The organism is Pseudactinotalea sp. Z1732, from assembly GCF_049724975.1.
Classification (GTDB): domain Bacteria; phylum Actinomycetota; class Actinomycetes; order Actinomycetales; family Beutenbergiaceae; genus CALKWS01.
The window spans coordinates 17247-40844 of record NZ_JBMPQC010000015.1 but is presented as its reverse complement, the minus strand read 5'-3'; the positions used below and the strand labels follow the sequence as shown (position 1 = coordinate 40844).

Genomic DNA, 23598 nt, shown 5'->3' with positions numbered 1-23598 from the left:
GTGGTTCGTCGCGCCCATCAGCGAGGCTCTGACACACTGGAGGGGTGCAACGCAACCGGCTCATCTCACTTGTCCTCGTGGTCATCGCGGTCATCATCGCCTGGGTGCTGGTGCAGTTCGTCTTCACCGCACTGTGGGTGCTCCTGCGCATCGTGTTGGTGGTGATTGTGGCGGTGCTGGTCTACGTGGCTGCCTCCGCCTGGCTCAACAAACGCAGCGGCGACCGCTGACACCGCGGACCCACCCCTCCCCGCGGGCGCCGCGACCACCCAATTGGTGCCGTTGAGCGGGTCCGCCGTGCGAGACCCCGCCGGAACCACCCAATTGGTGCCGTTGAGCGGGTCCGCCGTGCGAGACCCCGCCGGAACCGTCCAATTGGTGCCGTCCGGCGGGGGCCGCCCCGGGGCGTCAGTTCAGGATGCCGGAACCCTCCAGCCAATCGGCGGCGATGTCACTGGGGGAGCGCTGATCCTCGGTGGACTCCACGTTCATCGCCACCAGATCCTGGGCCGACAATGCCGCGCTGACCTGGTTGATCACCGGAGCGACCTGCTCGGCGATGTCGGCGTTCGCCAGCGGCACCACGTGTGAGGCCAGGAACAGCCCCTCCGGATCCTCCAGCGTGACCAGGTCCTCGGTCTGGATCCGCGGGTCGGCGCTATAGACGTTCCCCACGTCCACGGTGCCGGCCACCAGGTCCTGCACCGTGGTGTCACCGGTGGCGCTGAAGGACACCTCGACCCCGTAGACCTCGCTCAACCCGCTCGGGCCGTAGGGGCGCTCCTCGAGTTCGGCCGGGCCGCCCAGGGTCAGGTCCATATCCACCTCGGCCAGGTCGGCCAGGGAGGTGAGGCCGTGCTCCTCGGCGAAGTCGGCGGTCACGTTGTAGGAGTCCTGATCGGTGGCCTCGGCCTGGTCCAGTGCCACCAGGTTCTCCGGAAGCGCGGTACCGAGTTCGGCGTACACGTCCTCCGCCTCGGTGGCCTCGGTGTCCGGGTCGTAGAACTGCAGCAGGTTGCCGGTGTACTCGGGGAACAGGTCGATCTCGCCGCTCTCCAGGGCCGGCATGTACGCATCGCGCTGGCCGATGGAGAAGTTCCGCTCCACCGTGAAGCCTTCGGCCTCCAGTGCCTGGGCGTAGATCTCGGCGATGATCTCGTTGGAGTAGTAGGCCTGGGAGCCCACCATCACGGTGGTGTCGGGGCCGGGCCCGGCCGGCGCGTCGTCCTCATCGGCGTCGGGCTCGGTGACGGCGCCGTCGTCGGTGTCGGGATCCTCCAGCGGGTCGGAATCCCCGCCGCAGGCGGCCAGCGCCAGGCCTGCGATCGCGAGGGTGGCTATCGCGGTGGTGGTGCGTGGGGTCATGCTGGAATCCTTCCGGGTCGGTCAATACGGGGTTAGGGCCTCAACTCGTGGCGAGTCGTTCGGAGGGCCGTCGTTCCTTCCTTCCGTGGGTGCGTCGGGCCTGGACACCTTTCGGCGTGACCACGCGCTCGGCGATGGCGAACAATGCGTCCAAACTAACGGCCAGCACCACGATGACCAGCGCAGCGCCGAGAATTTGTTCGAAGGTGCGCAGGTTGATGCCCTGCACGATGTGGAACCCCAGCCCCCAGTTGCCCACGTAGCCCATCAGCGTCACCGTCGAGACCACCTGCAGGCTCGCCGAGCGCAACCCGCCGATGAGCAGCGGCAGACCCAAGGGCGCCTCCACCTTCAGCAGCAGTTGCCACGGTGACATCCCCACCGAGCGGGCCCCGTCGATCACCCGGCGGTCGATCGCCTCGAGCCCCGCGTAGGCACCGGCGAGGATCGAGGGGATGGCCAAGAGCACGAAGGCGGTGACCGAGGCCTCCACCTTGTACAGCACCCCGAACACGAGCACCAGAAGGAGCACCAGCCCGAAGGAGGGCACCGCCCGGGCCGCGCCGGCCAGGGCCACTGCGAATCCGCGCCCGCGGCCGGTATGCCCGATCAGCCAACCGGCCGGGATTGCGATGGCGGCCGCGATCAGCACCGACACCACGGTGTAGAGCAGGTGCGTGCTGATCGCCTCGCGCAGCGGCAGGGCTCCGGTGGCGCGCTCGGGCGCGAAGATCCAGTCGATTGCCTCCAGGAAAAGATTCATGTCGTGGCCCTTTTCGCGCTGGTGAGCGCCGTCCACGGCATCAGGAACCGGCCCGCCAGTTGCAGCAGGGCGTCGATGAGAAGCGCGATCACCACGGTGGCCACCACGCCGGCCAGGACCGAGGCCACGATCTGTCGCTGGTAACCGTTGGTGAACAGGTACCCGAGGTTGTCGATGCCGATCAGGATGCCCACCGTGGCCAGGGAGATCGTGGAGACCGCGGTCACTCTCAGCCCGGCGAGTACCACCGGACCGGCGAGGGGCAGTTCCACCTGCCAGAAGCGTTGCCAGGGGCCGTAGCCGACGGCGGTGGCCGCCTGACGCACGGAGGGCTCCACCGAGACAAGCGCATCAGCCACGAACCGGGTCATGATCGCGACCGCGTAGATGGTCAGGGCGATGATGAGATTGACCTCGGAGAGGAAACTGATGCCCAGCAGCGGCGGCAGGATCGCGAACAGGGCCAGGGACGGGATCGTGTACAGCAGGCCCACCAGGGTCAGCACCAGGCCCTGGGTGAGGCGGTAGCGGTAGGCGACCCAGCCCAACGGGATGGATAACGCCAGCCCGAGCACGATCGGCACCGCGCTCTGGCGCAGGTGCTCCACGGTAAGCCCCCCGATCAGGTCGAGGTTATCCAGGACCCAGGTCACGGGGCGCCTTCGGCCAGCACACCCTTGGTCCGCCCGTTGGCGTCCACGAGCACCGTGCCGTTCCCGGTCTCCTTCAGGTGCAGTTTGCGGGCGCCGCGATTCAACCCGATGAAGTCGGCAACGAAGTCACTGGCCGGATTCTCGATGATCTCGCTCGGGCTGCCGCACTGGGCGATGTGCGCGCCCTTCTGCAGGATCACCACCTGATCGCCGAGCCCGAAGGCTTCCTCGACGTCATGGGTGACGAACACCACCGTCTTGTGCAACTCGTTCTGCAGCCGGGCGGTCTCGGTCTGCAACTCGGCGCGCACGATCGGGTCCACCGCGCCGAAGGGTTCGTCCATGAGCAGGATGTTGGGATCGGCGGCCAGCGCTCGGGCCACCCCGACCCGCTGCTGCTGCCCGCCGGAGAGTTGGCTGGGGTACCGCTCGGCCAGGGCCCGGTCCAACCCGACCGTGTCCAGCAGCTCCATGGCGCGCTGATGGGCCCGGGCGCGGGGCGTCTTGGTGAGCCGGAGCACCGTGGCAACGTTGTCGATCACCTTCTGGTGCGGCAGCAGGCCGCCGTTCTGCAGCACGTATCCGATGCTGCGGCGCAGAGCCACCGGTTCCCGGTCGGCCACGGGCTCACCGTCGATCTCGATGACCCCGGAGGTTGGTTCGACCATCCGGTTGATCATCCGCAGCAGCGTGGTCTTCCCGCACCCGGAGGAGCCCACCAGCACCGTAGTACTGCGTGGTGGGATCACCAGGGAGAAGTCGTCCACGGCGACAGTTCCGTCGTCGTACTCCTTGCGGACTGAGCGGAACTCGATCATGCCCTAGCCTCCGTCGGGTCAGTGACCTGCCGTCACGACGGTACCGGACCGGAGAGCCGGTCGCTTCCCGCAGGCCCCCGTGTCCCGCCCGGCCGCGGCGTCCCCGGGGTCCCGGCCGGGCGGCGCCCCCGGGTCCAGCCTGGCCGGCGCCCGAGGCCGAGAGTCTCACCGAGCCCGGAAGCCCGGCACGGTCATCGGGAACGTCTGGCGAACCGGGCGAAGAATCCCGTGCTGGGTTCCCCCTCGTGGCCCGGGCAGCGCTGGTGCTGCGGGACGCCTCTCAGTACTTGGTCCACGTGCTGGCCACAACCGGCCCAGGTGGTCCTGCCGCAGCGGCGGCAGGTGGTGGGACGACACATTTCGGATGGTCCTTTCGTCAGGGGTGATGGATCGGTTCAGGGTTTCGAAGGCGTGTTGACGTCCGACGGCGGTGCGCGCCGACTGCGCGCCCGCCCAGCGCCACCACGGTCACCAGCGCCGCGGCGAGCACCACGACCGCCCCGCCCGGTGCCGGCAGCTCCAGTGCGAGGACCAGGACGCCCATGCCCAGCACGAAGAAGCCGAAGAGTCGCCGCAGCAGGCCCTCGGGGACCTTGCCGGTCAACGCCGTGCCGAGGAAGGAGCCGGCGACTGCGGCGGCCGTGACCGCGCCGACCAGTGCCCAGTCCAGGCTCACCGTGGTCAGGTACCCGCCCAGGCCGGCGAATGACTTCATGGTGATCACCAGCAACGAGGTGCCCACGGCCGCCGGCATCGCCAGCCCACCGAGCAGCACCAGCGCCGGGACCACAAGGAACCCGCCGCCGGCTCCGACCAGGCCGGTGATCGCGCCCACCACGAAGCCATCGAGGACGGCGCGCCCCGCCGCCATGTCAGTGCGCCGGGGCCGGGCTGTTCCCTTGCGGCAGATCATCGCGGCCGCGCTGGTGAGCATCATGAGCGCGAAGGCGATCATCAGCACGGTGCCGGGCAGGTACCCACCGACCAGGCCCGCACCGAACGCACCGACCATGCTCGCGCCACCGAAGACCAGGCCGGTGCGCCAGCGCACATTCCCGCGGCGGGCGTGACTGAGCATCCCGACCAGCGAGGTCACGCCGACGATGAACAGGGACGCGCTGATCGCCTCCCGGGGATCCATCCCGGCCACATAGGTCAGCAGTGGGACGGTCAGGATCGAGCCACCGCCACCGAGGAGACCGAGGCTGACCCCGACCAGCACGGCCAGGATCAGGACGACGATCAGATAAGCCTCCATCTGCCGGTGCCGGTGCTACCGGGCCCGGACCGGGGTGTCCAGCGTGTCCGTGGTCTGTGACCACGCCTGGAACCCCCCGGTGACCTCGACGACGTCGTAGCCGGCCCGGCGCAGAGCCGCCCCGGCCGCCGAACTGCGGTTGCCGCTCTGGCAGTAGGCCACGAGCGTGCCCGCGGCGGGCAGGTCGTCCAGATGCCACATCAGCCGTCCGACGGCGAGTTGATCACTCCCGGGGATGGCGGCCTCGGCGTGCTCGGTCCGGTTGCGGACATCCAGGAGGTGGACGTTGTCGCCGTCGGTCAGGTCCTCCAGGTCGTCCGGACTCACGACCGCAGGGACCGCGGTGGGCAGTCCGACCAGTTCGGTGGTGTAGCCGGCGACGTCATCGATCCCTACCCGCACCAGGTGGGCGCGGATGTCCTCGGCGACCTCGCTGTCGGGCGCCAGCAGCACCAGGGGTGCGGTCTCCCGCTCGGGGTCGAACACCCAGGCTCCGTAGGTCGCTGCCTTGTCCGGCCCAGGGATGTGCAGCGCACCGGCGACCGTCCCCCGGTGGACGTCCTCCCACGGGCGGGTGTCGGCGAAGGTGACCTGCTCCTCCTGCACGGCAGCGGCGAGGCGTCCGGTGTCCCACTCGGCGAGCGGCGCCAGGGGGCCCAGCACCTGCGGGCCCTCCTTGTTCTGACGCTTCATCCGGGCGAAGTAGGCGTGCGCATCGGGCTGGTCGGCGAGGAGTTCGCTCACGAAGCCCTGCTCGTCGTCGTTGCGCAGGTAGGAAGCCCACCAGGCGAAGAGCCGTTCGTAGCCGACGGTGGTGGCCGGCACGGCGCCGAGGGCTTTGCCGCAGGCGCTACCGGCGCCGTGGGCGGGATAGATCTGCACGTGGTCGGGAAGATCCAGGAGGAGGTTCTTCAGGCTGGCGAACAGGTCCTGGGCACCGGCGAAACGGGTGTCAACCCCGCCTGCGGCCTCATCGAGCAGGTCCGGGCGGCCCAAGTCGCCGACGAAGATGAAGTCACCGGACAGCAGGTAGCCGGGGTCGGAACTGAAGGCGCCATCGGTCACCAGGAAGGACAAGTGCTCCGGGGTGTGCCCGGGGGTGTGCCGGGCCTCGATGGTGATGTTGCCGATGGCGAAACTGTCGCGGTCGTAGAGGCGGGTGCCCTCGAAACCGTACTGCCAGTCCTGCCCTCCCTCCCCGGAGAGGTAGATCCGGGCTCCGGTTGCTGCCGCCAGTTCGCGGGTACCGGACAGGTAATCGGCGTGGATGTGGGTTTCGGTGACCGCCACGATCTGCAATCCGTGCCGATCGGCCAGGTCCAGATACTCAGTGATGTCGCGGCGGGGGTCGACGACGACCGCCTCTCCGCTGGCTTGGCAGCCGATGAGGTAACTCGCTTGGGCAAGGTCCTCGTCATAGATCCGGTCAAGACGCATGAGATTCCTCTCCTCGGGGACTGCGTTGCAGTCTCACATATACCCTGGGGGGTATGCAAGTGGAGAGATGAGACCGTCGATGTGCCCGGTGTGTCCAGAAGGCCCGACGTCGGATGTCCGCCGGCAGGCAGCGGTGGAGGCGGGTAGCGGACCGCGCGAGCAGGGACGGAGCCAGCGGGCCCGCGCGAGCGGGAACGGCGACCTGCGGTGACGTCTCCGGAGGCGAGCAGGGGCGCGGCCGGCGACGACAGCCGGCCGATCGATCGAGCGCTGGTGTCGTGCGGCCGGTGACGTCAGATGCAGCCGCTGGCCACGGCGCCCGCGTAGGGGACGCCGACGGCGCTGGTGGCCAGCAGCATGAGCATGACCTGGCTTCCGAGGAAGAGTGCCGGCCACCTTTCCGCACGCGCGGCGGGGCGAACCAGATGCCCGATGCGATGGGGCCCGGCGGCGCCCAGTGCTCCGCCGAGGTCCGCCGGCAGACTCATGGAACTCGCCGGATCACCGACCTTCAGCAGCGCGGTCGCCAGCGCACGGGTTCCCGTCCGGCGCCGGGCCGCGTCGTCGGCCGCGATCTCCAGGTAGTGGGGGATGGCTGCGGCTGCCGAGGCGATCAACGGCACCCAGCGAAGGTAGGGGATCAGTGCCCGCACGACGGCCATCACCAGGTGGTGGTGCTGGCGAAGGTGGGCCCGCTCGTGCTCGAGCACGGCGGCCAACTCCTCCTGGTCGAGCCGCTCCCGCGCGCCGGTGGAGACCACCACCCCGCCGTGCCGGGCGGCCAGGGTAAAGACCAGCGGCGCCGGGTCGGGGATGAGCAGCACCGGCTGACCCTGCAGATGTGTTCTGCTCGCCTCGTCACGTATCTCAGCGGCCACCGCTCGCGTTGCCTGCGCGTGTCGCCATGCCCGGGCGGTTGTCGCGGTGAGCAGTCCCATCGCGGCCAGAGTCGGCAGCGCCAGGAGCACGATCGCCGGCACCCAGGTGTTGATCAGAGTGGAACCGGTCCAGGGGTTGGCCGCATCCAGGCACTGGCGGCACACCTCCCCGGCGCGTCCGGGGATCGCGGGACCGGTGAACGCCCAGGCGGCCAACGGGCCCAGGGCCAGTGCGGCCAGCACCCAGGCGAGGGAGCCTGCCGCCAGGATCGCGACCGCCAGTCTCGGGACGTGTGCCAGTGCGGAACTGGCCCGGCGAAGCAGCCATGGACCGCCCAGGGCCACCGCGACCAGGGCAGCGCCGAGCACGCCGATCGTGAGCGTCGGCGTCACCGCCGGGCACCGTCGTCATCGTGCTGCAGGTACTCGCGGAGCAACTCCCGGTCCCGCTCGGGCATGGTCTGTACGAAGTGCATGATCGAGGCGGCCCGGTCACCTCCGGCGTCCAGGGCACGGCCCATCGTCAGCGCAATGTGTTGCTCGCGGCTCATCCGCGGCCGGTGCAGCACGAAGCGGCCCTGCCGCTTGGCGTCCACCATGCCCTTGCGTTCAAGGTTCGACAGCACGGTAGCGATCGTGGTGTAGGCCGGGTCCGCGGGCAACTCGGCGATGATCTCCCGGACGGTGGCAGAGCCGTTGGTCCAGAGCACATCCATCACCTGGGCCTCCAGGGTCCCCAACCGCACCGGCTCGCCGGGACGTTCGCGCGTCCCGCTGCTCACCACGACACCGTCGCCTTCGGCGCCGGCACCGCGCAGGCGACCTGCCCCCGCAGGCGCCACAGCAGCGCCACGCCGGTCAGAACCAGGGCGCCCAGCGCCAGGAAGGGTTGGATCGGAGCGAACCACGTGATGGCGCCGGTGTATCCCAGGGCGAGCAACGCGATCTTGTTACAGACCGGGCATCCGACGGCGAACCAGGCCAGCACGGTTCCGACCATGCCGAACCGGCTGTTGCGCCGTTCCTGGCGTGGGGTCAGCGAGGCGTCGGCGGGGTCGGCCCCGGCACCCTCGGCCACCCCGGCGACGCTCGGGGTGGGGCGCAGGTAGGTGGTGATGAGCATGCCGGTGAACGCTGAGGTCAGCAGCCAGACCGGATAGTTCCACCACACCGGCGGAATTTCCCGGCCGAAGATCGGGTTCGGGATCAGGACGGTCGCGATTCCGATGAGCAGCGCGACGGCGGCCGCCGAGGCCGCGGCGAAGACGAACTGCCGTGGTGTCCATAACCGCAGCCCCTGGCGGGCCATCGCGGCGGTGTGACGTAACGAACTCACGTTCTTCGAAATCCATGTCATCGGGCCAGTATGACTCATGGTTACTATGTTGCATAGTCATCGGCGGTGCGAGCAGAGAGTCAGCAGGAGGTGCAGTAGTGGTGCAACAGGATAACCCGCAATCACGTGCTTGGGTGGTGCCCGCCGTGGTGCTGGGCCTCGTTGCGCTGATGCTGGCGATGGTGTTCCTGCTGCGGGGCGGGTCCTCGGAGCAGACAGGCCCGCAGGAACCAGCCGGCACCAACGGCGCCGCGCAGACCGATCCGGGCCAGGACGGTGCGGACGAGGGCTCGGATGCCGCCGGACCCGAGGCAGGCGACGGGACCACCCAGGAACCGGGTGTACAGGGCCCACCGGCACGCGTGGAAGGTCCTGAGCAACCCGAGACCGAGGGGGTCGAGCGCCGCGACGCCGATGAACTCCTCGCTGCCGGTCCGGTCGATGCCCCGGTGGTGCTGGTGGTGTTCTCGGACTACCAGTGCCCGTTCTGCGCGCAGTGGAGCGCGGAGACGCTACCGGTGATGATGGAGTACGTCGACGCCGGGGATCTGCGGATCGAATGGCGCGATGTGAACGTCTTCGGTGAGGAATCCGAGCGTGCCGCGCGAGCCTCCTACGCGGCAGCGCTGCAGGGCGGATTCTGGGAGTACCACGAGGCCCTGTTCCCCGACGGGCAGATTCGCTCCCATCGGGAACTCTCCGAAGACGGCCTGACCGAACTCGCCGTGGAAGAGGGGCTGGACGAGGAGCAGTTCACGGCGGATCTGAACGCCCCCGAGACCGCCGAGGAGATCGACCGCAACGCGCAACTGGGCCTGGATCTGGGCGCGTACTCCACGCCGACCTTCATCCTCGACGGCCAGCCCATCATCGGCGCCCAGCCCACCGAGGTGTTCACCGACGCCGTTGAGGCCGCACTGGCCGCTGCGACGGGCTAGCACCATGGAGATCGGACTGCTGACCGCCTTCATCGGCGGAACCCTGGCGCTGCTGAGCCCGTGCGGGGCGCTGCTACTGCCGGCGTTCTTCGCCTCTACCCTCGGCTCCGGGGCGAGACTGTGGCTGCACGGTCTGCTGTTCTACGCCGGTCTGGTGCTGGTGCTGGTGCCCCTGGGAGTGGGGGCCGGGGCCATCGGGCTGCTGTTCTCCACCTACCGCGAGCCGGTGATCGCCATTGCTTCGCTCCTGCTTATCGTGCTCGGCGTGGTGCAGGTCCTGGGTCTGGGGTTCGATCCGGCCCGGATGCTGCCCGGAGCCCGCGGGCTGCAGAACCAGGCCCAGGTGCGCACCGGGATGCTCAAGACGGTGTTACTGGGCGCGGTCGGGGGTATTGCCGGATTCTGCGCCGGCCCGATCCTGGGGGCGGTGCTGACCATGGCGGCTACCCAGGATTCCCTGGTGCTCTCCGGGGCGATGCTGGCCATCTACGGGGCGGGCATGGTGGTCCCGCTGCTCGTGCTCGCCTCGGTCTGGGGCCGGTTGGGCGCCAAGGGCCGCTCCGTGCTGCGCGGGCGCACCGTCAGCGTGTTCGGCCGGCGGCTGCACACCACCTCGGTGATCACCGGCGTGCTCATGGTTGTGGTCGGTGTCGCGTTCTGGACCACCAACGGATTCGTGGGGACCCCCGCCCTGCTGCCCACCTCCACCCAGGCCTGGTTGCAGGAACGCAGCGCCGTGCTGGCCCACCCCGCGCTGGACGTGATCGCGATCGTGGTGGCCGCCGTCGTCGTTCTGCTCATCTGGGCACGCCTGCGCAAGCGCCGCCACCAGCCGATCCGGCAGGAGGCCGCGAAGGCCGCAGCGGACCAGGAGGACCGGTGAGGGCGCGGCGCCGGACGGCGCTGGCCGGTGCCGCGGCAACCCTCCTGTTCCTGGCCGGATGCTCGGCACCCGCCGACGAACAGCCGACGCCGGAGGAACAGCCGACCTCGGATGACGGGCAGGCCACATCGGAACAGGCCGAGACCGACGCGGCGGAGGACGCCGGGACGACACAGTCATCACCGGGAGTCACGGCCGGAGCGTGCGACGAGCCCGGGGACGATCTCGACCGCGCCCCCGACCTCGATCCCGAGCCCCTGGCCGAGATGGACCCGGGGGGCACCTGGCTGCCCTATCACCTGGAGGCTCGCCGGATCGTCCAGACTCCCTTCGACGTGCTGCCGGCCGAGCGCGGCGAGGTGTTCCTCGCACCGGAGGAGCGCGAGGGTGCCCTGACGTTCAGCGCGGTGGACGCCGAGGGCAGCGTGTTGTGGGCGGCCGAGCGCCCGCCCGGTTGCGCCGGCTTCACTCTGGCCGGTACCGAGGACGGTCAGGATCTGGCAGTGCTGACCGATGTGGACCCCGGCGGCGACTCCGGGGAACGTGCGAGGACCACCGCGACGGCGTATGACCTGCGCACCGGTGAGCACGCGTGGGGGCCGGTGCCGGTGGGCGGGCCGCACGTGGGCCCGGGCCTCGTCTTCGCCGCACCATGGGCCGGGCCGACCGGCGACGGCGGTGCGCGGCTGGTGCTGGACGCCGCCACCGGGGAGATCCTGGCCGACGGGGAGGAGGACGACGCCCGCGTCCTGGGGGAGTACGACGGCACCGTGCTGATGGTCGCCGGCGACCACGTGCTTGCCCTGGCCGGTGCCGCCCAGGAGGAGGTGTGGCGCTTGGATGCGACCGAGTACGGCTGGGACCCCACCGACCTGGCGCCGGCCGCCGGTACCGGTGCGGATCGCCAAGTGACCAGACTGCAGGTGGCACCGGGTGTAGCCGCGGCCATCGACCTGGAGCAGGGCCTGGTGCTGGCCGAGGACGTCACCGATGCCGTCGTCGAGGAGTCCACCGGCACCAGGGTGGTGCTGGAGGGCGAGCACGCACGCGCCTTTGACGCGAGCGGCGAAGAACTGTGGGCGTACCTGCTCACCGAACCCGCCACGATCGAGGGTGCCGGTGGAGTCATGCTCTATCTGCGCTCCGGCGACAGCGTGCGGGTACACAACGTGCTCACCGGGGAGGTGGCGGAGGCCTATGACCCGCAGGGGCAGGGCGAGATCCTGGTGCCGGCGGTGATCGCGGCGAACGGGGCCACCGTGGTGGTCGCGACCGAGGGGTACCCACTGGTGACGATCGTCGCCGACGAGGACCGGGAGCCGCAGGAGTAGCGTCGCCGCACGGTCTCGGGCCGGGCCGCGGTGTAGATTGAACCCGGTGGGTGGGCGTGTGCCTGGACGTGCCCCGGCGTGATGAGGAGTGCGGTGATCGTTTCGCTCACGAGGCGCCGGTGGGCGCTGTTCGCGCTGTTCTTCGTGCCCGGGCTCTCGCTGGCCTCCTGGGTCACCCGGACCCCGGCGATCCGGGACCTCCTGCACGCCTCGACGGCGCAGATGGGTCTGGTGCTCTTCGGGCTCTCGGTCGGATCGATGCTGGGGATCCTGTGCTCCGGGGCTCTGGTCGCCAAGTTCGGGGGACGGCCGGTGATCGCGGCCGGGATCGCCGGTGTGGCGCTGAGCATGCCCGTCATCGGTCTGGGCGCCGGTGCCGGAGCGGCCTGGGTGGTGGCGGCGGGGTTGTTCGTCTTCGGCCTGGGTCTCGGCGCTGCGGACGTGGCGATGAACGTCGAGGGTGCCGACGTGGAGCGGGCCGGGCGCCGGCCGTTCCTGCCGGCGCTGCACGGGTGTTTCAGCCTGGGCACAGTGGTCGGCGCCCTGGCCGGCATCGGCGCCACCGCCACCGGCTTCCCCGTGGTCTGGCACCTGGTGATCACCGGCGCGCTCGGTGCCGGCGTGTTCGGTGCGGCTATCCGCAGCGTATTGCCGGGCACCGGGCGCGTCCCGCTCCTGCGAGCCGATGGCTCGGCGGGGACCGCCGCGCCGCCACCGATCTGGAAGGACACCCGCCTGGTCCTCATCGGGGTCATCGTGCTAGCGATGGCGCTGACCGAAGGAACCGCCAACGACTGGTTGCCGTTGATCATGGTGGACGGGCACGGATTCGGCGAAGCGTGGGGTTCGGCGATATTCGCCGTGTTCGCCGCCTCGATGACCCTTGGTCGCTTCGCCGGAGGGCCGGTGATCGCCAGGCTCGGCCGGGCGCTGGTGTTGGGTATCAGTGCGGGCTTCGCGCTCCTGGGTCTGGTGGTGGTGGCCTTCGTGGACAGTCAATTCACCGCGGTGGCCGCCGTCGTCCTCTGGGGGCTCGGCGCCTCGCTGGGCTTTCCGGTGGCCTTGTCCGCGGCAGGTGATTCCGGGCCGAACCCGGCGGTGCGGGTGTCCCTGGTGGCCACCATCGGCTACATCGCGTTCCTGGTGGGCCCGCCGCTACTGGGCTTCGTCGGCGAGCAGGTGGGCCTGCGTCACGCACTGGTGATCCCGATGATCGTGGTGCTGGTGGCGATGTTCCTGTCCCCGGCGGTGAAGAACCGGCCGGTGGTGGAACGCCAGGGGCTCGCGGACGAACCGGTGGCGCCGACTCGGCTTTGACGCCCACCGAGGGTGCGGACCGACGACGTTGACACGCTCGCGGTGCATGTGTCACTGTATTAGTAACCTAATACAGACATACATGTGAGGCGAGTCAGTGGAGTTCGACACATCCGCACCGATCTGGGTGCAACTCGTCTCCGAGTTCGCCCGGTCGATCGTGGTCGGCGAGTGGGCGCCGGGGAGCAAGGTCCCCGGGGTGCGGGAGCTGGCCGCCGGACTCGGGGTGAATCCCAACACCGCCCAGCGCGCTCTGGCCGAGCTCGAGCGGCAGGGCCTGTGCCGGTCCGAGCGTACCGCCGGCAGGTTCGTCACCGAGGACGCGTCGCGAATCAATCGGGTGCGGGCCGAGCTCACCCGGGACGCGGCTGACGACTTCATCCGCCGGGCCCAGGGACTGCGCATGCCACCCGACCAAGCACAACAACTCATCGAGGAGAGGTGGACGGCCCATGTCGACCACGATCAGAACCGAACCGGCACCGGGGGAGCCTGAGATGACCCACGCCCGCGCCACATCGGCGATCCGTGCCCGCGGTCTGTCCGTGCGTTACGGCCAGACCACCGCCCTGGACGACTTCGACCTCGACCTTGCCCCGGGGCAGATCGTCGGGCTGCTGGGCGAGAACGGCTGCGGCAAGACCACGCTGCTGAAGGTCCTGGCCGGAGTGCTCAGCGACTACTCCGGTGAGGTCACCATCGCCGGGCACCGGCCGGGCCCGGAGTCCAAGGCGCTCGTCTCCTTTCTTCCCGACGCCAGTTTTCTCCCCGACGGCGCCAAGGTCTCGTACTGCCTGGACCTTTACGCGGACTTCTTCGCCGACTTCGACCGGGAGCGAGCGGCAGACCTCATCGGATTCTTCGGGCTGCGCGACGGCATGCGGCTGAAGGAGATGTCCAAGGGTATGCGCGAGAAGGTGCAGATCGCCCTGGCGATGTCACGCGATGCCCGGGTCTTCCTGCTCGACGAGCCGATCGCCGGTGTGGACCCGGCGGCGCGGCAGGTGATTCTCGACGGCATCCTGCGCAACCTCTCCGCCGATTCCCTGCTGGTCATCACCACGCACCTCATCCATGACCTGGAGTCCATTCTCGACTCGGTGGTGATGATGCGGCACGGTCGGGTCGTCCTGCAGGGCGAGGCGGACGATCTGCGCGGCGAGCACTCCGCGAGCTTGGATCACATCTTCAAGGAGACCTACCGATGATGCTGCTCAAACACGAATGGCTGCGCACCCGCACCCTGGTGGAGACCGTGGCCGGAATGGCCGCGCTCCTCACCCTGCTCGGTACCGTGCTCACCGCGACGGCTTGGCCCGTGCTGAGCCCACTCGGCATGTTGCTGGGTGGTGTCGCCATCACCGTGCTCGTCCCTGGCCTGCAATTGGCACTCACGGCCGATTACTACCGGTCCAGTTACAGCCGTACCGGGTACTTCACCCATTCCCTGCCGATCGGCGGCGGGAGGATCTATGCCGCCAAGGCCACCTGGGCGGTGCTGGTGACCCTCGCTGGGCTCGGACTCACCCTGGTCCTGTTCGGAGTGTTCTGGGTGGGCGTGGGCCCCGCCGTCGGGATGGACCGCAACCCGTTCACCGCAGCGGGCATGCTCTGGGACCGGCTCAGCGCGGTGAGTTCGAGCGGCATGCTCGCCGGCGGGGCGCTACTGCTGCTGGCGATGTACCTGATCTGGCCGATCCACTACTTCTTCGCCGTCTCGCGAGGCAGCGAGCGGCCGCTGAACCGGTGGGGACTCGGCGGGCCGGTCCTGGTGTTCGTCGTGCTGTACACGGTCACCCAATTGGCGGGCATCATCGGGATGATCGCCATTCCGTTCGGGATCGGCCTTCAGAACGGAGCGCTGGGAGTGGTGTCCTACAGCATCATCGCCGAGATGCGGCTCGGGTCCGCAAGTACCGAGGACGTGATGCCGCTGGGCTTCATCCCGGCGATCCTCCTGGTGACCCTGTTCTGCGCATGGCGCACGGTGCGGTCCTGGAACCACAAGGTCTCGCTGGCCTGAGAGCCAGCGCGAAGCCGGCAGCGAGAAGCCGGGACGGGCCCGTCGGTCGGAGGGATCGGCGGGCCCGTCTGTGTGGCGTGCACCTCCTGCCGGGTAGTTGTACTTTCAACTATCCACCACTACACTGGTGATTGCACGTTCAACTACTTTGCCCAGTCGAGAAGGAGGCGCACCGATGACCGAGGTCGCCAGTTCGTCAGCGGTGAGCGAGAAGACCCTCGCCGCGCAGACCGCCATGGACGCCGTCACCCTGCACGTGGGGGATCTTGACCTGATGTCGTCCTACTACTCCGAGGCGCTGGCCATGGAGCCGATCGAGGAGCGGTCCCGGGCGGCCGGTGTGCACCGGGTGCTGGGGCGCGGAGAGGTGCCCCTGGTCCGGTTGATCTCCACGCCCGGCCTTCCTGCGGTGGACCCGCGGCAAGCCGGACTGTTCCACACCGCCTTCCTGTTCGAGGACAAGGCCAGCCTGGCGGCCACGGTGTATCGGGCGGCCCAGGATCCCCGCAGTCGGTTCGTCGGCTCCAGCGACCACCTGGTCAGCGAGGCCTTCTACTTCACCGACCCGGAGGGCAACGGCATCGAACTCTATGTCGATCGGGACCGCTCCGAGTGGACTTTCCGCGACGGCCAACTGCAGATGGCGTCCAACTTCCTCGACCCGAACGCCTACCTGCGCGCACACCTCGATGAGGACGTTCTGGCAGCCGGAGCGCGCCGTGCCGGCACGGTCGGACACGTGCACCTGCAGGTGGGCGACATCACTTCCGCGCGGAAGTTCTACGTGGATCTCCTCGGGTTCGAAACTACGGTCGAGACCTACCCAGGGGCCCTGTTCGCCGCTGCCGGCGGCTATCACCACCACGTGGCGATGAACACCTGGAACAGCGGCGAGGCGGGCCCCCGCGCGGCCACCCTGGGCTTGGGCGACGTGGCGATCACTGTGCCCCGACGGGAGGATCTGGACGCACTCGTGGCCCGGTTGTCGGCTCAGCAGGTCCAGCACCAGGACACCGGGCGCTCGCTGGTAGTCAAGGATCCGTGGGGTACTCAGGTGACGGTCGCCTTGCCCGGCACGAGCACCGAGGAACTGCTCAGTCGCTGACCGTCACGCTCGCTCAGCGCGCCGGGGCCAGGGCTCGCGGGTGTCCGGTGACCTTGGCGGTCTGGATCTCGCGGTGGATCCGCAGCGCACGGAGGGCACTGAGGATCGCGACCAGGTCCACCACCTCCTGCAGCAGGGCACCCACGACAGCGGGCAGGTACCCGAACGCCGCTACCAGCATCAGGCCGACCGAGATGATGATGCCCAACCAGATGGACTGCAGCGCGATCCTGACGGTGCGCCGGCCCACGTGGATCACATCTGCCACCCGGCCGATGTCCTCGGAGGTGATCACCGCAGAGGCGGACTCGCTCGCGGCCGTGGCCCCACGTGCCGCCATCGCGATCCCGACGTCGGCCACCGCCAGTACCGGCGCGTCGTTGATACCGTCACCCACCATCAGCGCCGGCCTCGGCTGCAGTTGCTGCACCACCTCGATCTTGGTTCCCGGGGTGGTTTCGGCGTAGACGTCCTCGATCCCGGCCTGTGCCGCGATCGACTTCGCGGTGGCTGCCACGTCGCCGGTGACCATGGCGATCGTGCGCACGCCCTGGTCCTTGAGGCGCTGCACGGTCTCGGCGGCGTTGTCCTTCAGCGGGTCGGAGAGCACGATCACCCCGGCCAGCCGCGTGCCGGTGGAGACGTAGACGGCGGTCTCACCCGGGCGAAGCTCGGTCCGCTGCACCGGGCCGGTGACCTCCTCGATGAAAGTCGGCTTGCCCACGCGCACGCTCGTGCCGTCGGCGAGCGTGGCCTGCACGCCGTTGGTGGCGATCTCCTCGGCGGCGGTGACGTCGGGCAACGGCAACCCGTCGGCCCGGGCGTGGGCGACGATGGGGTCGGCGAACACGTGCACCGAGTACTGCTCGACGGCACCCGCCGCCCGCAGCGTCTCGGTCGCCGACTCCTCGCCCGGCCTGATGTCCACCACGATGGGCTTGCCCTTGGTCAGGGTGCCGGTCTTGTCCAGGGCGGCCGAACGGACCCGGGCCAGGGTCTCCAACGCGCCGCCCTCCTTGACGATCACGTTCAGCCTGGCCGCCGAACTCATCCCGCCCATGAAGGCCACCGGCGTGGCGATCAGCAGGGGACACGGAGTGGCCACCACGAGCACCTCGGCGAACCGGGTCGCGTCTCCGCTGATGTACCAGGCCAGTCCGGCGATGGTCAGTGACAGGATCGTGAAGGGCACCGCGTACCGGTCGGCCAGGCGCACCATCGGCGCCCGGGACTCGACCGCCTCGGTGACCAGACGCACGATCGAGGCGTAGTGGGAGTCCGCGGCGACCTTGTCCGCACGCAGGGTGAACGCCTCGGTGGTATTGACCGTCCCGGACAGGATCGAGTCGTCCCCGGCGTAGGTGACCGGGATCGGCTCGCCCGTCACCGAGGACTCATCGATCACCGCTCGCTTGGAGACCAGGGTGCCGTCCACCGGCACCACCTCACCCGAGCGCACCACCAGTAGGTCCCCGACAGCGACCTCGTCCACGGCGATGCGTTCGACCTCCGAGGTGCCCGGGCCGATCCGCTGCGCGAAGGACGGGGCCCGGTTGACCAACAGGTCCAGTTCACGACTGGCGCGGTGCGCGGCGTAGTTCTCCAGCGCCTCCCCGCCGGTGAGCATGAGCGCGATGATGAGGCCCGCGATGTACTCACCGACCATCAAGGTGGCGACCATGGCCACCACGGCCAGGATGTCCAGGCCCCAGTGCCCGGCCATCAGATCGCGGAACATGTCCCAGGCGGTGACGGCGATGACGATACCGATGACCCCGATCGCCAGCACAGCCACCGCGGTGGGCTGCCCGGTCGCGGTGAGGACCAGCGCCACGATGATGGCGACGAACGCCACGATGGCCAACGGCTGCGTACGAATGAATCGAAGCGCCCTCATGGCGGCACCATATCGCCAGGGGTTCAGTGATGAGTGGGCCCGATGTCCCAGAACGCGGTCCGTCACATCAGTCGGGGCTGGGCAGGCCCGCCATGACGGCGTCGAACGCTGCTGCGGTGAGCGCGGTCAACGACCCGGCGAACCCGGCAGCCGCGTGCTTGTGCAGGACCGTTCGCAGCGTGGTCAGGGACACGTTCACGACCAGGGACGGATAGGTTTCGGAATCCGGGTCCATTCCCGTGCGAGCGGCGACGGCGCGGGTCAGTTCCCGCCCGATCACCGCTGAGGACCCCACCAGTGCGGGTAGGAGTTCCGGATTGTCATCGACCGCCTGCATACGCAACTGCCACCGGTGCTGATCCTGCGCGATCGCCTCGGCGTACCCCACGAACACCTGCTTCAGTGACTCCAGCGGCGGCTCGGTCGCGGGGCGCGCCCGCAGGATCGCGGCCAGGGCGGGTGCCAGTTCCGGATCGGTCCCGACCAGGACGTCCTCCTTGCTCGTGAAGTAGTTGAACAGCGTCCGCTGCGAAACCCCCGCCTCAGCAGCGATCTGCTCGGTCGTGACCGCGTGCAGGCCGCGCTCGGCCACCAGGGACAGGCCGGCCATCTGGAGTGCCCGCCACGTGGTGCGCTTCTTCCGCTCCCGCAATCGAACGCCGTCGTCACCGGCAGCGTGCGGCTGGACCGGGACGGAGGCTCGCTTGGTGGACATCACCGCGTAGCGTACCGGAAGACTGGTTCAGTAACTGCAAAGTTGCAGTTACTGCACTATTGCCTCTACGCTCGATCGCGTCCTGGGGCCGTGTGCGCACCCAGGGATCAAGGAGCACCTCACGCATGACTGGTTCAGTCAGCCCCGCACCGACGTGGGGACTGAGTCGCGCATCCAGGATGGTGTTCATCGGTCTGCTGCTGGGCATGCTGGTGGCCTCGATCAGCCAGACGATCGTCTCTCCGGCGATGCCGATCATCGTGGCCGACCTCGGCGGCATCGATCACTACAGCTGGCTGGCGACGGCGGCGATGCTGGTGTCCGCAGTCGTGGTGCCGATCGTGGGGAAGCTGTCCGACCTGTACGGCCGGCGCGCGTTCTACCTGGCCGGCCTGAGCATCTTCCTGCTCGGCTCGATCCTGGCCGGACTGGCCCCGAGTTTCTGGTGGCTGGTCGCGGCTCGCGGGGTCCAGGGCCTGGGGATGGGCGCGTTGATGACGCTGTCCCAGACCATCATCGGCGACATCATCCCCCCACGTCAGCGCGGCAAGTACCAGGGGTTCATGGGCGCGGTGTTCGGCGTGACCTCGATCGCCGGTCCGTTGCTCGGTGGCTGGATCACCGACCACTGGGGCTGGCGATGGTTGTTCTACGCCGCGCTGCCGGTGGGTGTGGTGGCACTGGTCTTCATCACCAAGTACCTGCATGTGCCGCACGTGCAACGCAGGGCCAAGATCGACGTGGCCGGCATCGTGACGCTGGCCGCCGCACTGGTGTCGATCCTGCTCGCCACCTCCTGGGGCGGCACCACCTACGCGTGGGGTTCACCGCAGGTGCTGGGCCTGTTCGCGCTGGGCATGGTACTGCTCGCCGCCTTCATCCTGATCGAACTGCGGGCCGAGGAACCGGTGCTCCCGTTGCGTCTGTTCCGCAACTCGATCCTGACCTTCTCCAACATCGCCAGCCTGATGATCGCGATGAGCATGTTCGGCGCGATCTTCTATATCCCGGTCTACGCCCAGGGAGTCCTCGGTGTCAGCGCCACCGTGTCCGGAGCGATCATGATCCCGATGAGTCTGGCGATGATCGTGGTGGGCATCGTGATCGGGTTCCTCATCACGAGGACCGGGAGGTACAAGGTCTTCATCGTCGGGGGCACCCTGACGATGCTGGCCGGGTTCGGTCTGCTGCTGCGGATGGACTACGGCTCCTCCGAACTGCAGCTGACCGTGGCGATGGTGGTGCTGGGCGCCGGACTGGGCGGATCGATGCAGCCGTTCACGATCATCGTGCAGAACGCGGTGAGTCAGCGTGACCTCGGCGTGGCCACCGCGACGATCCAGTTCTTCCGTAACACCGGGGGAACGGTTGGGACGGCGGTGCTGGGGACCATCATGACCTCCAGGATGGTCACCACGATTCCGCACCACCTGCCAGAGGGGGTCGAGGAGGTGCTTCCGGCCGAAGGCCTGGGTGCGGACTCGGTTCTCGATCCGACCTTGCTGGCCGAGTTGCCCGAGGCCATGGCCGAGGCGGTGCGCCGAGGGATGGCCGATGCGCTGCACACGGTCTTCCTCGCGGCCGTGCCACTGGTGCTGCTGGCGGTGATCGCCTCCATGCTGGTCAAGTCGATCCCGCTGCGCACCACCCTGCACGATCCTGCAGACGCGCGCGGTTCGATCGCCGTGCACGCGAGGGTGGGTGTCGACGCACCGGAACGCACGGGACGAGACGCGGGCGGAACCGGATCTGACCGGTAGGGTCCGCACGACCGGTCCGGGTGCTGCTGATCCTCCCCGGGAGCCTGGCCCGGGACGTCCTCCCGACCTGGAGGACCAGGACCCGGCCCGGCCCTGCCCGGCGGGTGTGGTCGCTCATCCCGGTCGTGGTCGCCGCCGCCGGGGTCATCCCTTCAATCCGAGGCCGGGACCTGGTGCGCCGCTCGCCGAAGGGTTGTACCGTGCGAAGCACAGGTGCGTCTGGGATCTGCGGCGCCACGAGCCACGTCGATGGTCTCAGCGGCACGCCAACTGCGTTCGAAGGAGCATGCTGTGGCCGCGAAGACTGCAAATAGTTTCGGTGCGCGCGACCAGTTGCGCGTCGGTGAGGTCCAGTACCAGATCCACCGACTCGACGCGGTGGAAGGAGCAGAGCGCCTGCCCTACAGCCTGAAAGTGCTACTGGAGAACCTCCTCCGCAACGAGGACGGGCGGGTGGTCACTGCCGAACAGGTCCAGGCCATGTTGGCCTGGGACCCACAGGCGGGCGCGCAGGACAGCGCCGAGATCCAGTTCACCCCGGCCCGGGTGTTGATGCAGGACTTCACGGGGGTGCCGTGCGTGGTCGACCTGGTCGCGATGCGCGATGCCATGACCGCTGCCGGAGGTGACCCTGCCAAGATCAACCCGCTGATCCCCACAGACCTGGTGATCGATCACTCGGTGATCGCCGACGTGTTCGGCTCTTCCGATGCCTTCCGGATCAACACCGACCTGGAGTTCGAGCGCAACCACGAACGCTACGGACTGCTGCGCTGGGGCCAGAGCGCCTTCGATGACTTCTCGGTGGTGCCGCCGGGGACGGGTATCTGCCACCAGGTGAACCTGGAGTACCTGGCTCAGGTGGTCTTCACCTCCGAACGTGACGGGCGGCCGGTGGCCTACCCCGACTCGCTGGTCGGCACCGACTCCCACACCCCGATGATCAACGGTCTGGGTGTCCTGGGCTGGGGTGTGGGCGGGATCGAGGCCGAGGCCGCCATGCTCGGCCAGCCGCTGTCGATGCTGATCCCGCGGGTCGTGGGCCTGAAACTGACCGGCGAGTTACCGGAGGGCACCACCGCCACCGACCTGGTTCTCACCGTGGCCCAACTGCTGCGTAGCACCGGGGTGGTGGGCAAGTTCGTGGACTTCTTCGGCCCCGGGGTCGGCAGCGTCCCGTTGGCGACGCGCGCCACCCTGGGCAACATGAGCCCGGAGTACGGCTCGACCGTGACGATCTTCCCGGTCGATGCCGAGACCCTGGACTACCTGCGCCTGACCGGCCGCTCGGCCGAGCAGGTCGCCCTGGTGGAGGCCTACGCCAAGGAGCAGGGCCTGTGGCACGACCCGGATCATGTGCCCGACTACAGCCAGGTGGTCGAACTTGACCTGGGGACGGTCGAACCATCGCTGGCCGGTCCCAGCCGTCCCCAGGACCGGATCCCGCTCAAGGCCGCCCAGGGCACGATCCGCGGATTGCTCGCCGGATGGGAGCACGACGACGCCGTCCAGGGCGGGTTGGACGACGCCTCGGCCGGGTCCTTCCCGGCCAGTGATCCGATCGCGGTCAGCACCCTGACCGAGCGTGACGATCCGCCGCGGACCGGTACCGCGAAGTCACCGTCGTCCTGGCCCTCGGACCCGGTGGAGATCATGTTGGACGATTCCCCGGCGCACCTGGACCACGGGGACGTGGTGATCGCCGCGATCACCTCCTGCACCAACACGTCCAACCCCTCGGTGATGCTGGGCGCCGGACTACTGGCGAAGAAGGCGGTGGAGCAGGGCCTGCAGTCCAAGCCGTGGGTGAAGACCTCCTTGGCTCCCGGTTCTCGCATTGTCACGGACTACTACGAGCGCACCGGACTGACCTCCTACCTCGACCAGCTCGGATTCAACCTCGTGGGGTATGGCTGCACCACCTGTATCGGGAACTCCGGCCCGCTGATCCCCGAGGTGAGCGAAGCCGTCACCGGTCACGACCTCACGGTGGCCTCGGTGCTGTCCGGCAACCGCAACTTCGAAGGCCGCATCCACGGCGAGACGAAGATGAACTTCCTGACCTCACCGCCCCTGGTGATCGCCTACGCCCTGGCCGGCACCATGCACACCGACCTGTTGCGCGAACCGCTCGGGCAGAACGCCGAGGGCCAGGACGTCTACCTGCGCGACATCTGGCCGACCGCCCAGGAGGTCAAGGAGGCCGTCGATGCCGGGGTCGAGGCGCAGATGTTCACCGACGGGTACTCCGATGTGTTCACCGGCGATGAGAACTGGCAGAACATGGGCATATCGGAGTCCGAGACGTTCGACTGGGACGACGAGTCCACCTATGTGCGCCGGCCCCCCTACTTCGATGACATGCCGGGCGAGCCGCAGCCGATGAGTGACATCACCGGTGCCAGGGTGCTGGCCTACCTGGGGGACTCGGTCACCACCGACCACATCTCCCCGGCGGGGGCGATCCGGCCCGACTCCCCGGCCGGGAGGTACCTGAAGGACCACGGTGTGAAGGTGAAGGACTTCAACTCCTACGGTTCGAGGCGCGGGAACCACGAGGTGATGATCCGTGGCACGTTCGCCAACGTGCGCCTGCGGAACAAACTCGTGCCCGAGGTCGAGGGTGGTTACACCCGGCACCTGCCCGACGGGGAGCCGGAGAGCATCTTCGACGCCGCGCAGAAGTACGTTGCCGACGGCACCCCGTTGGTGATCCTGGCCGGCGCCGATTACGGCTCGGGCTCCTCCCGTGACTGGGCCGCCAAGGGCACCATGCTCATGGGTGTCAGGGCGGTGCTGGCCGCCTCCTTCGAACGCATACACCGGTCCAACCTCATCGGCATGGGCGTGCTGCCGCTGCAGTTCCCCGAAGGGGAGTCCGCCGAGGATCTCGGGCTGAGTGGTGAGGAGACCTACTCGATCACCGGCCTGGAGGGGGTGGACTCGGTCCCGGAGACGGTCACGGTGGGTATCACCGACGACGACGGGCAGACCCGGGAGGTGCAGGCACGGGTGCGCATCGACACCCCGGCCGAGGCGGCCTACTTCCGCCACGGCGGGATCCTGCCCTACGTGCTGCGTCAGCTGCTCGAGGACTGAGGCGGGCGCGTCTCCCGGAAGG

22 protein-coding genes are annotated in these 23598 nt (G+C 68.9%); 11 read left to right on the top strand and 11 right to left on the bottom strand.

The annotated features are described in order from the left end of the window. Positions 1-44: 44 nt before the first annotated feature. The gene (locus ACPL7H_RS17610) at positions 45-230 is read left to right on the top strand and encodes a hypothetical protein (RefSeq protein ID WP_424789212.1); all 186 of its coding nucleotides are present in this window, start codon (positions 45-47) and stop codon (positions 228-230) included. A 178-nt stretch (positions 231-408) separates the two neighbouring features. Here ACPL7H_RS17610 and ACPL7H_RS17605 read toward each other — a convergent pair whose 3' ends face one another. From ACPL7H_RS17605 to ACPL7H_RS17565, 9 genes are all read right to left on the bottom strand, one after another. Continuing rightward, a complete protein-coding gene (locus ACPL7H_RS17605) occupies positions 409-1365 on the bottom strand; it encodes an ABC transporter substrate-binding protein (protein ID WP_424798077.1) in 957 nt (318 codons plus the stop codon). Between the two features lie 40 nt (positions 1366-1405). Continuing rightward, positions 1406-2128, bottom strand: coding sequence for an ABC transporter permease (locus tag ACPL7H_RS17600; protein WP_424798076.1), 723 nt, complete (start codon positions 2126-2128; stop codon positions 1406-1408). Beyond that, positions 2125-2781 (bottom strand): ABC transporter permease, encoded by a 657-nt coding sequence (locus ACPL7H_RS17595; RefSeq protein ID WP_424789215.1) that lies wholly within the window; start codon positions 2779-2781, stop codon positions 2125-2127. The genes ACPL7H_RS17600 and ACPL7H_RS17595 overlap by 4 nt, the downstream gene beginning before the upstream one ends. After that, positions 2778-3599, bottom strand: a complete 822-nt coding sequence (locus tag ACPL7H_RS17590; RefSeq protein ID WP_424798075.1) for an ABC transporter ATP-binding protein — start codon at positions 3597-3599, stop codon at positions 2778-2780. The genes ACPL7H_RS17595 and ACPL7H_RS17590 overlap by 4 nt, the downstream gene beginning before the upstream one ends. Before the next feature lie 376 nt (positions 3600-3975). Continuing rightward, positions 3976-4857, bottom strand: coding sequence for a sulfite exporter TauE/SafE family protein (locus ACPL7H_RS17585; protein ID WP_424798074.1), 882 nt, complete (start codon positions 4855-4857; stop codon positions 3976-3978). A gap of 15 nt (positions 4858-4872) precedes the next feature. After that, a complete protein-coding gene (locus ACPL7H_RS17580) occupies positions 4873-6294 on the bottom strand; it encodes a rhodanese-like domain-containing protein (RefSeq protein WP_424798073.1) in 1422 nt (473 codons plus the stop codon). A gap of 293 nt (positions 6295-6587) precedes the next feature. Then, a complete protein-coding gene (locus ACPL7H_RS17575; RefSeq protein ID WP_424789219.1) occupies positions 6588-7565 on the bottom strand; it encodes a M56 family metallopeptidase in 978 nt (325 codons plus the stop codon). Further along, the gene (locus tag ACPL7H_RS17570) at positions 7562-7954 is read right to left on the bottom strand and encodes a BlaI/MecI/CopY family transcriptional regulator (protein WP_424789220.1); all 393 of its coding nucleotides are present in this window, start codon (positions 7952-7954) and stop codon (positions 7562-7564) included. The genes ACPL7H_RS17575 and ACPL7H_RS17570 overlap by 4 nt, the downstream gene beginning before the upstream one ends. Then, entirely contained in the window at positions 7951-8529 is a 579-nt protein-coding gene (locus ACPL7H_RS17565; RefSeq protein WP_424798072.1) for a hypothetical protein, read from the bottom strand. Before ACPL7H_RS17565 ends, ACPL7H_RS17570 begins: the two co-directional genes overlap by 4 nt. Positions 8530-8606: 77 nt before the next feature. Here ACPL7H_RS17565 and ACPL7H_RS17560 point away from each other — a divergent pair, with 77 nt between their 5' ends. The 8 genes from ACPL7H_RS17560 to ACPL7H_RS17525 all read left to right on the top strand — a co-directional run bounded on the left by ACPL7H_RS17560 (position 8607) and on the right by ACPL7H_RS17525 (position 16105). Next, positions 8607-9446 carry a DsbA family protein gene (locus tag ACPL7H_RS17560; protein WP_424798071.1) on the top strand — a complete coding sequence of 280 codons (840 nt, stop codon included), beginning with the start codon at positions 8607-8609 and terminating at the stop codon, positions 9444-9446. Between the two features lie 4 nt (positions 9447-9450). Next, a complete protein-coding gene (locus ACPL7H_RS17555; protein WP_424798070.1) occupies positions 9451-10329 on the top strand; it encodes a cytochrome c biogenesis CcdA family protein in 879 nt (292 codons plus the stop codon). Continuing rightward, the gene (locus tag ACPL7H_RS17550; protein ID WP_424798069.1) at positions 10326-11660 is read left to right on the top strand and encodes a hypothetical protein; all 1335 of its coding nucleotides are present in this window, start codon (positions 10326-10328) and stop codon (positions 11658-11660) included. Before ACPL7H_RS17555 ends, ACPL7H_RS17550 begins: the two co-directional genes overlap by 4 nt. A gap of 93 nt (positions 11661-11753) precedes the next feature. Then, on the top strand, positions 11754-12977 hold the full coding sequence (locus tag ACPL7H_RS17545; RefSeq protein WP_424798068.1) for an MFS transporter: 1224 nt from the start codon (positions 11754-11756) through the stop codon (positions 12975-12977). A gap of 97 nt (positions 12978-13074) precedes the next feature. Beyond that, positions 13075-13473: a GntR family transcriptional regulator gene (locus tag ACPL7H_RS17540; protein ID WP_424798067.1), complete on the top strand. Its 399-nt coding sequence runs from the start codon at positions 13075-13077 to the stop codon at positions 13471-13473. After that, the gene (locus ACPL7H_RS17535; protein ID WP_424798066.1) at positions 13430-14185 is read left to right on the top strand and encodes an ABC transporter ATP-binding protein; all 756 of its coding nucleotides are present in this window, start codon (positions 13430-13432) and stop codon (positions 14183-14185) included. Before ACPL7H_RS17540 ends, ACPL7H_RS17535 begins: the two co-directional genes overlap by 44 nt. Further along, complete coding sequence (locus ACPL7H_RS17530; protein ID WP_424798065.1) at positions 14182-15000, top strand: hypothetical protein; 819 nt, start codon at positions 14182-14184, stop codon at positions 14998-15000. The genes ACPL7H_RS17535 and ACPL7H_RS17530 overlap by 4 nt, the downstream gene beginning before the upstream one ends. A gap of 175 nt (positions 15001-15175) precedes the next feature. Next, complete coding sequence (locus ACPL7H_RS17525; protein ID WP_424798064.1) at positions 15176-16105, top strand: VOC family protein; 930 nt, start codon at positions 15176-15178, stop codon at positions 16103-16105. A gap of 13 nt (positions 16106-16118) precedes the next feature. Here ACPL7H_RS17525 and ACPL7H_RS17520 read toward each other — a convergent pair whose 3' ends face one another. Both ACPL7H_RS17520 and ACPL7H_RS17515 read right to left on the bottom strand, forming a co-directional pair. After that, positions 16119-18002, bottom strand: coding sequence for a heavy metal translocating P-type ATPase (locus ACPL7H_RS17520; protein WP_424798063.1), 1884 nt, complete (start codon positions 18000-18002; stop codon positions 16119-16121). Positions 18003-18069: 67 nt separating this feature from the next. Further along, positions 18070-18717: a TetR/AcrR family transcriptional regulator gene (locus tag ACPL7H_RS17515; protein WP_424789231.1), complete on the bottom strand. Its 648-nt coding sequence runs from the start codon at positions 18715-18717 to the stop codon at positions 18070-18072. A 125-nt stretch (positions 18718-18842) separates the two neighbouring features. On the opposite strand from ACPL7H_RS17515, the gene ACPL7H_RS17510 reads away from it, so the two are divergent. Together ACPL7H_RS17510 and ACPL7H_RS17505 are read left to right on the top strand one after the other, a co-directional pair. After that, positions 18843-20477, top strand: a complete 1635-nt coding sequence (locus ACPL7H_RS17510; protein WP_424798062.1) for an MDR family MFS transporter — start codon at positions 18843-18845, stop codon at positions 20475-20477. Between the two features lie 291 nt (positions 20478-20768). Continuing rightward, positions 20769-23576 carry an aconitate hydratase gene (locus tag ACPL7H_RS17505; protein ID WP_424798061.1) on the top strand — a complete coding sequence of 936 codons (2808 nt, stop codon included), beginning with the start codon at positions 20769-20771 and terminating at the stop codon, positions 23574-23576. The last annotated feature ends 22 nt before the right edge of the window (positions 23577-23598 follow it).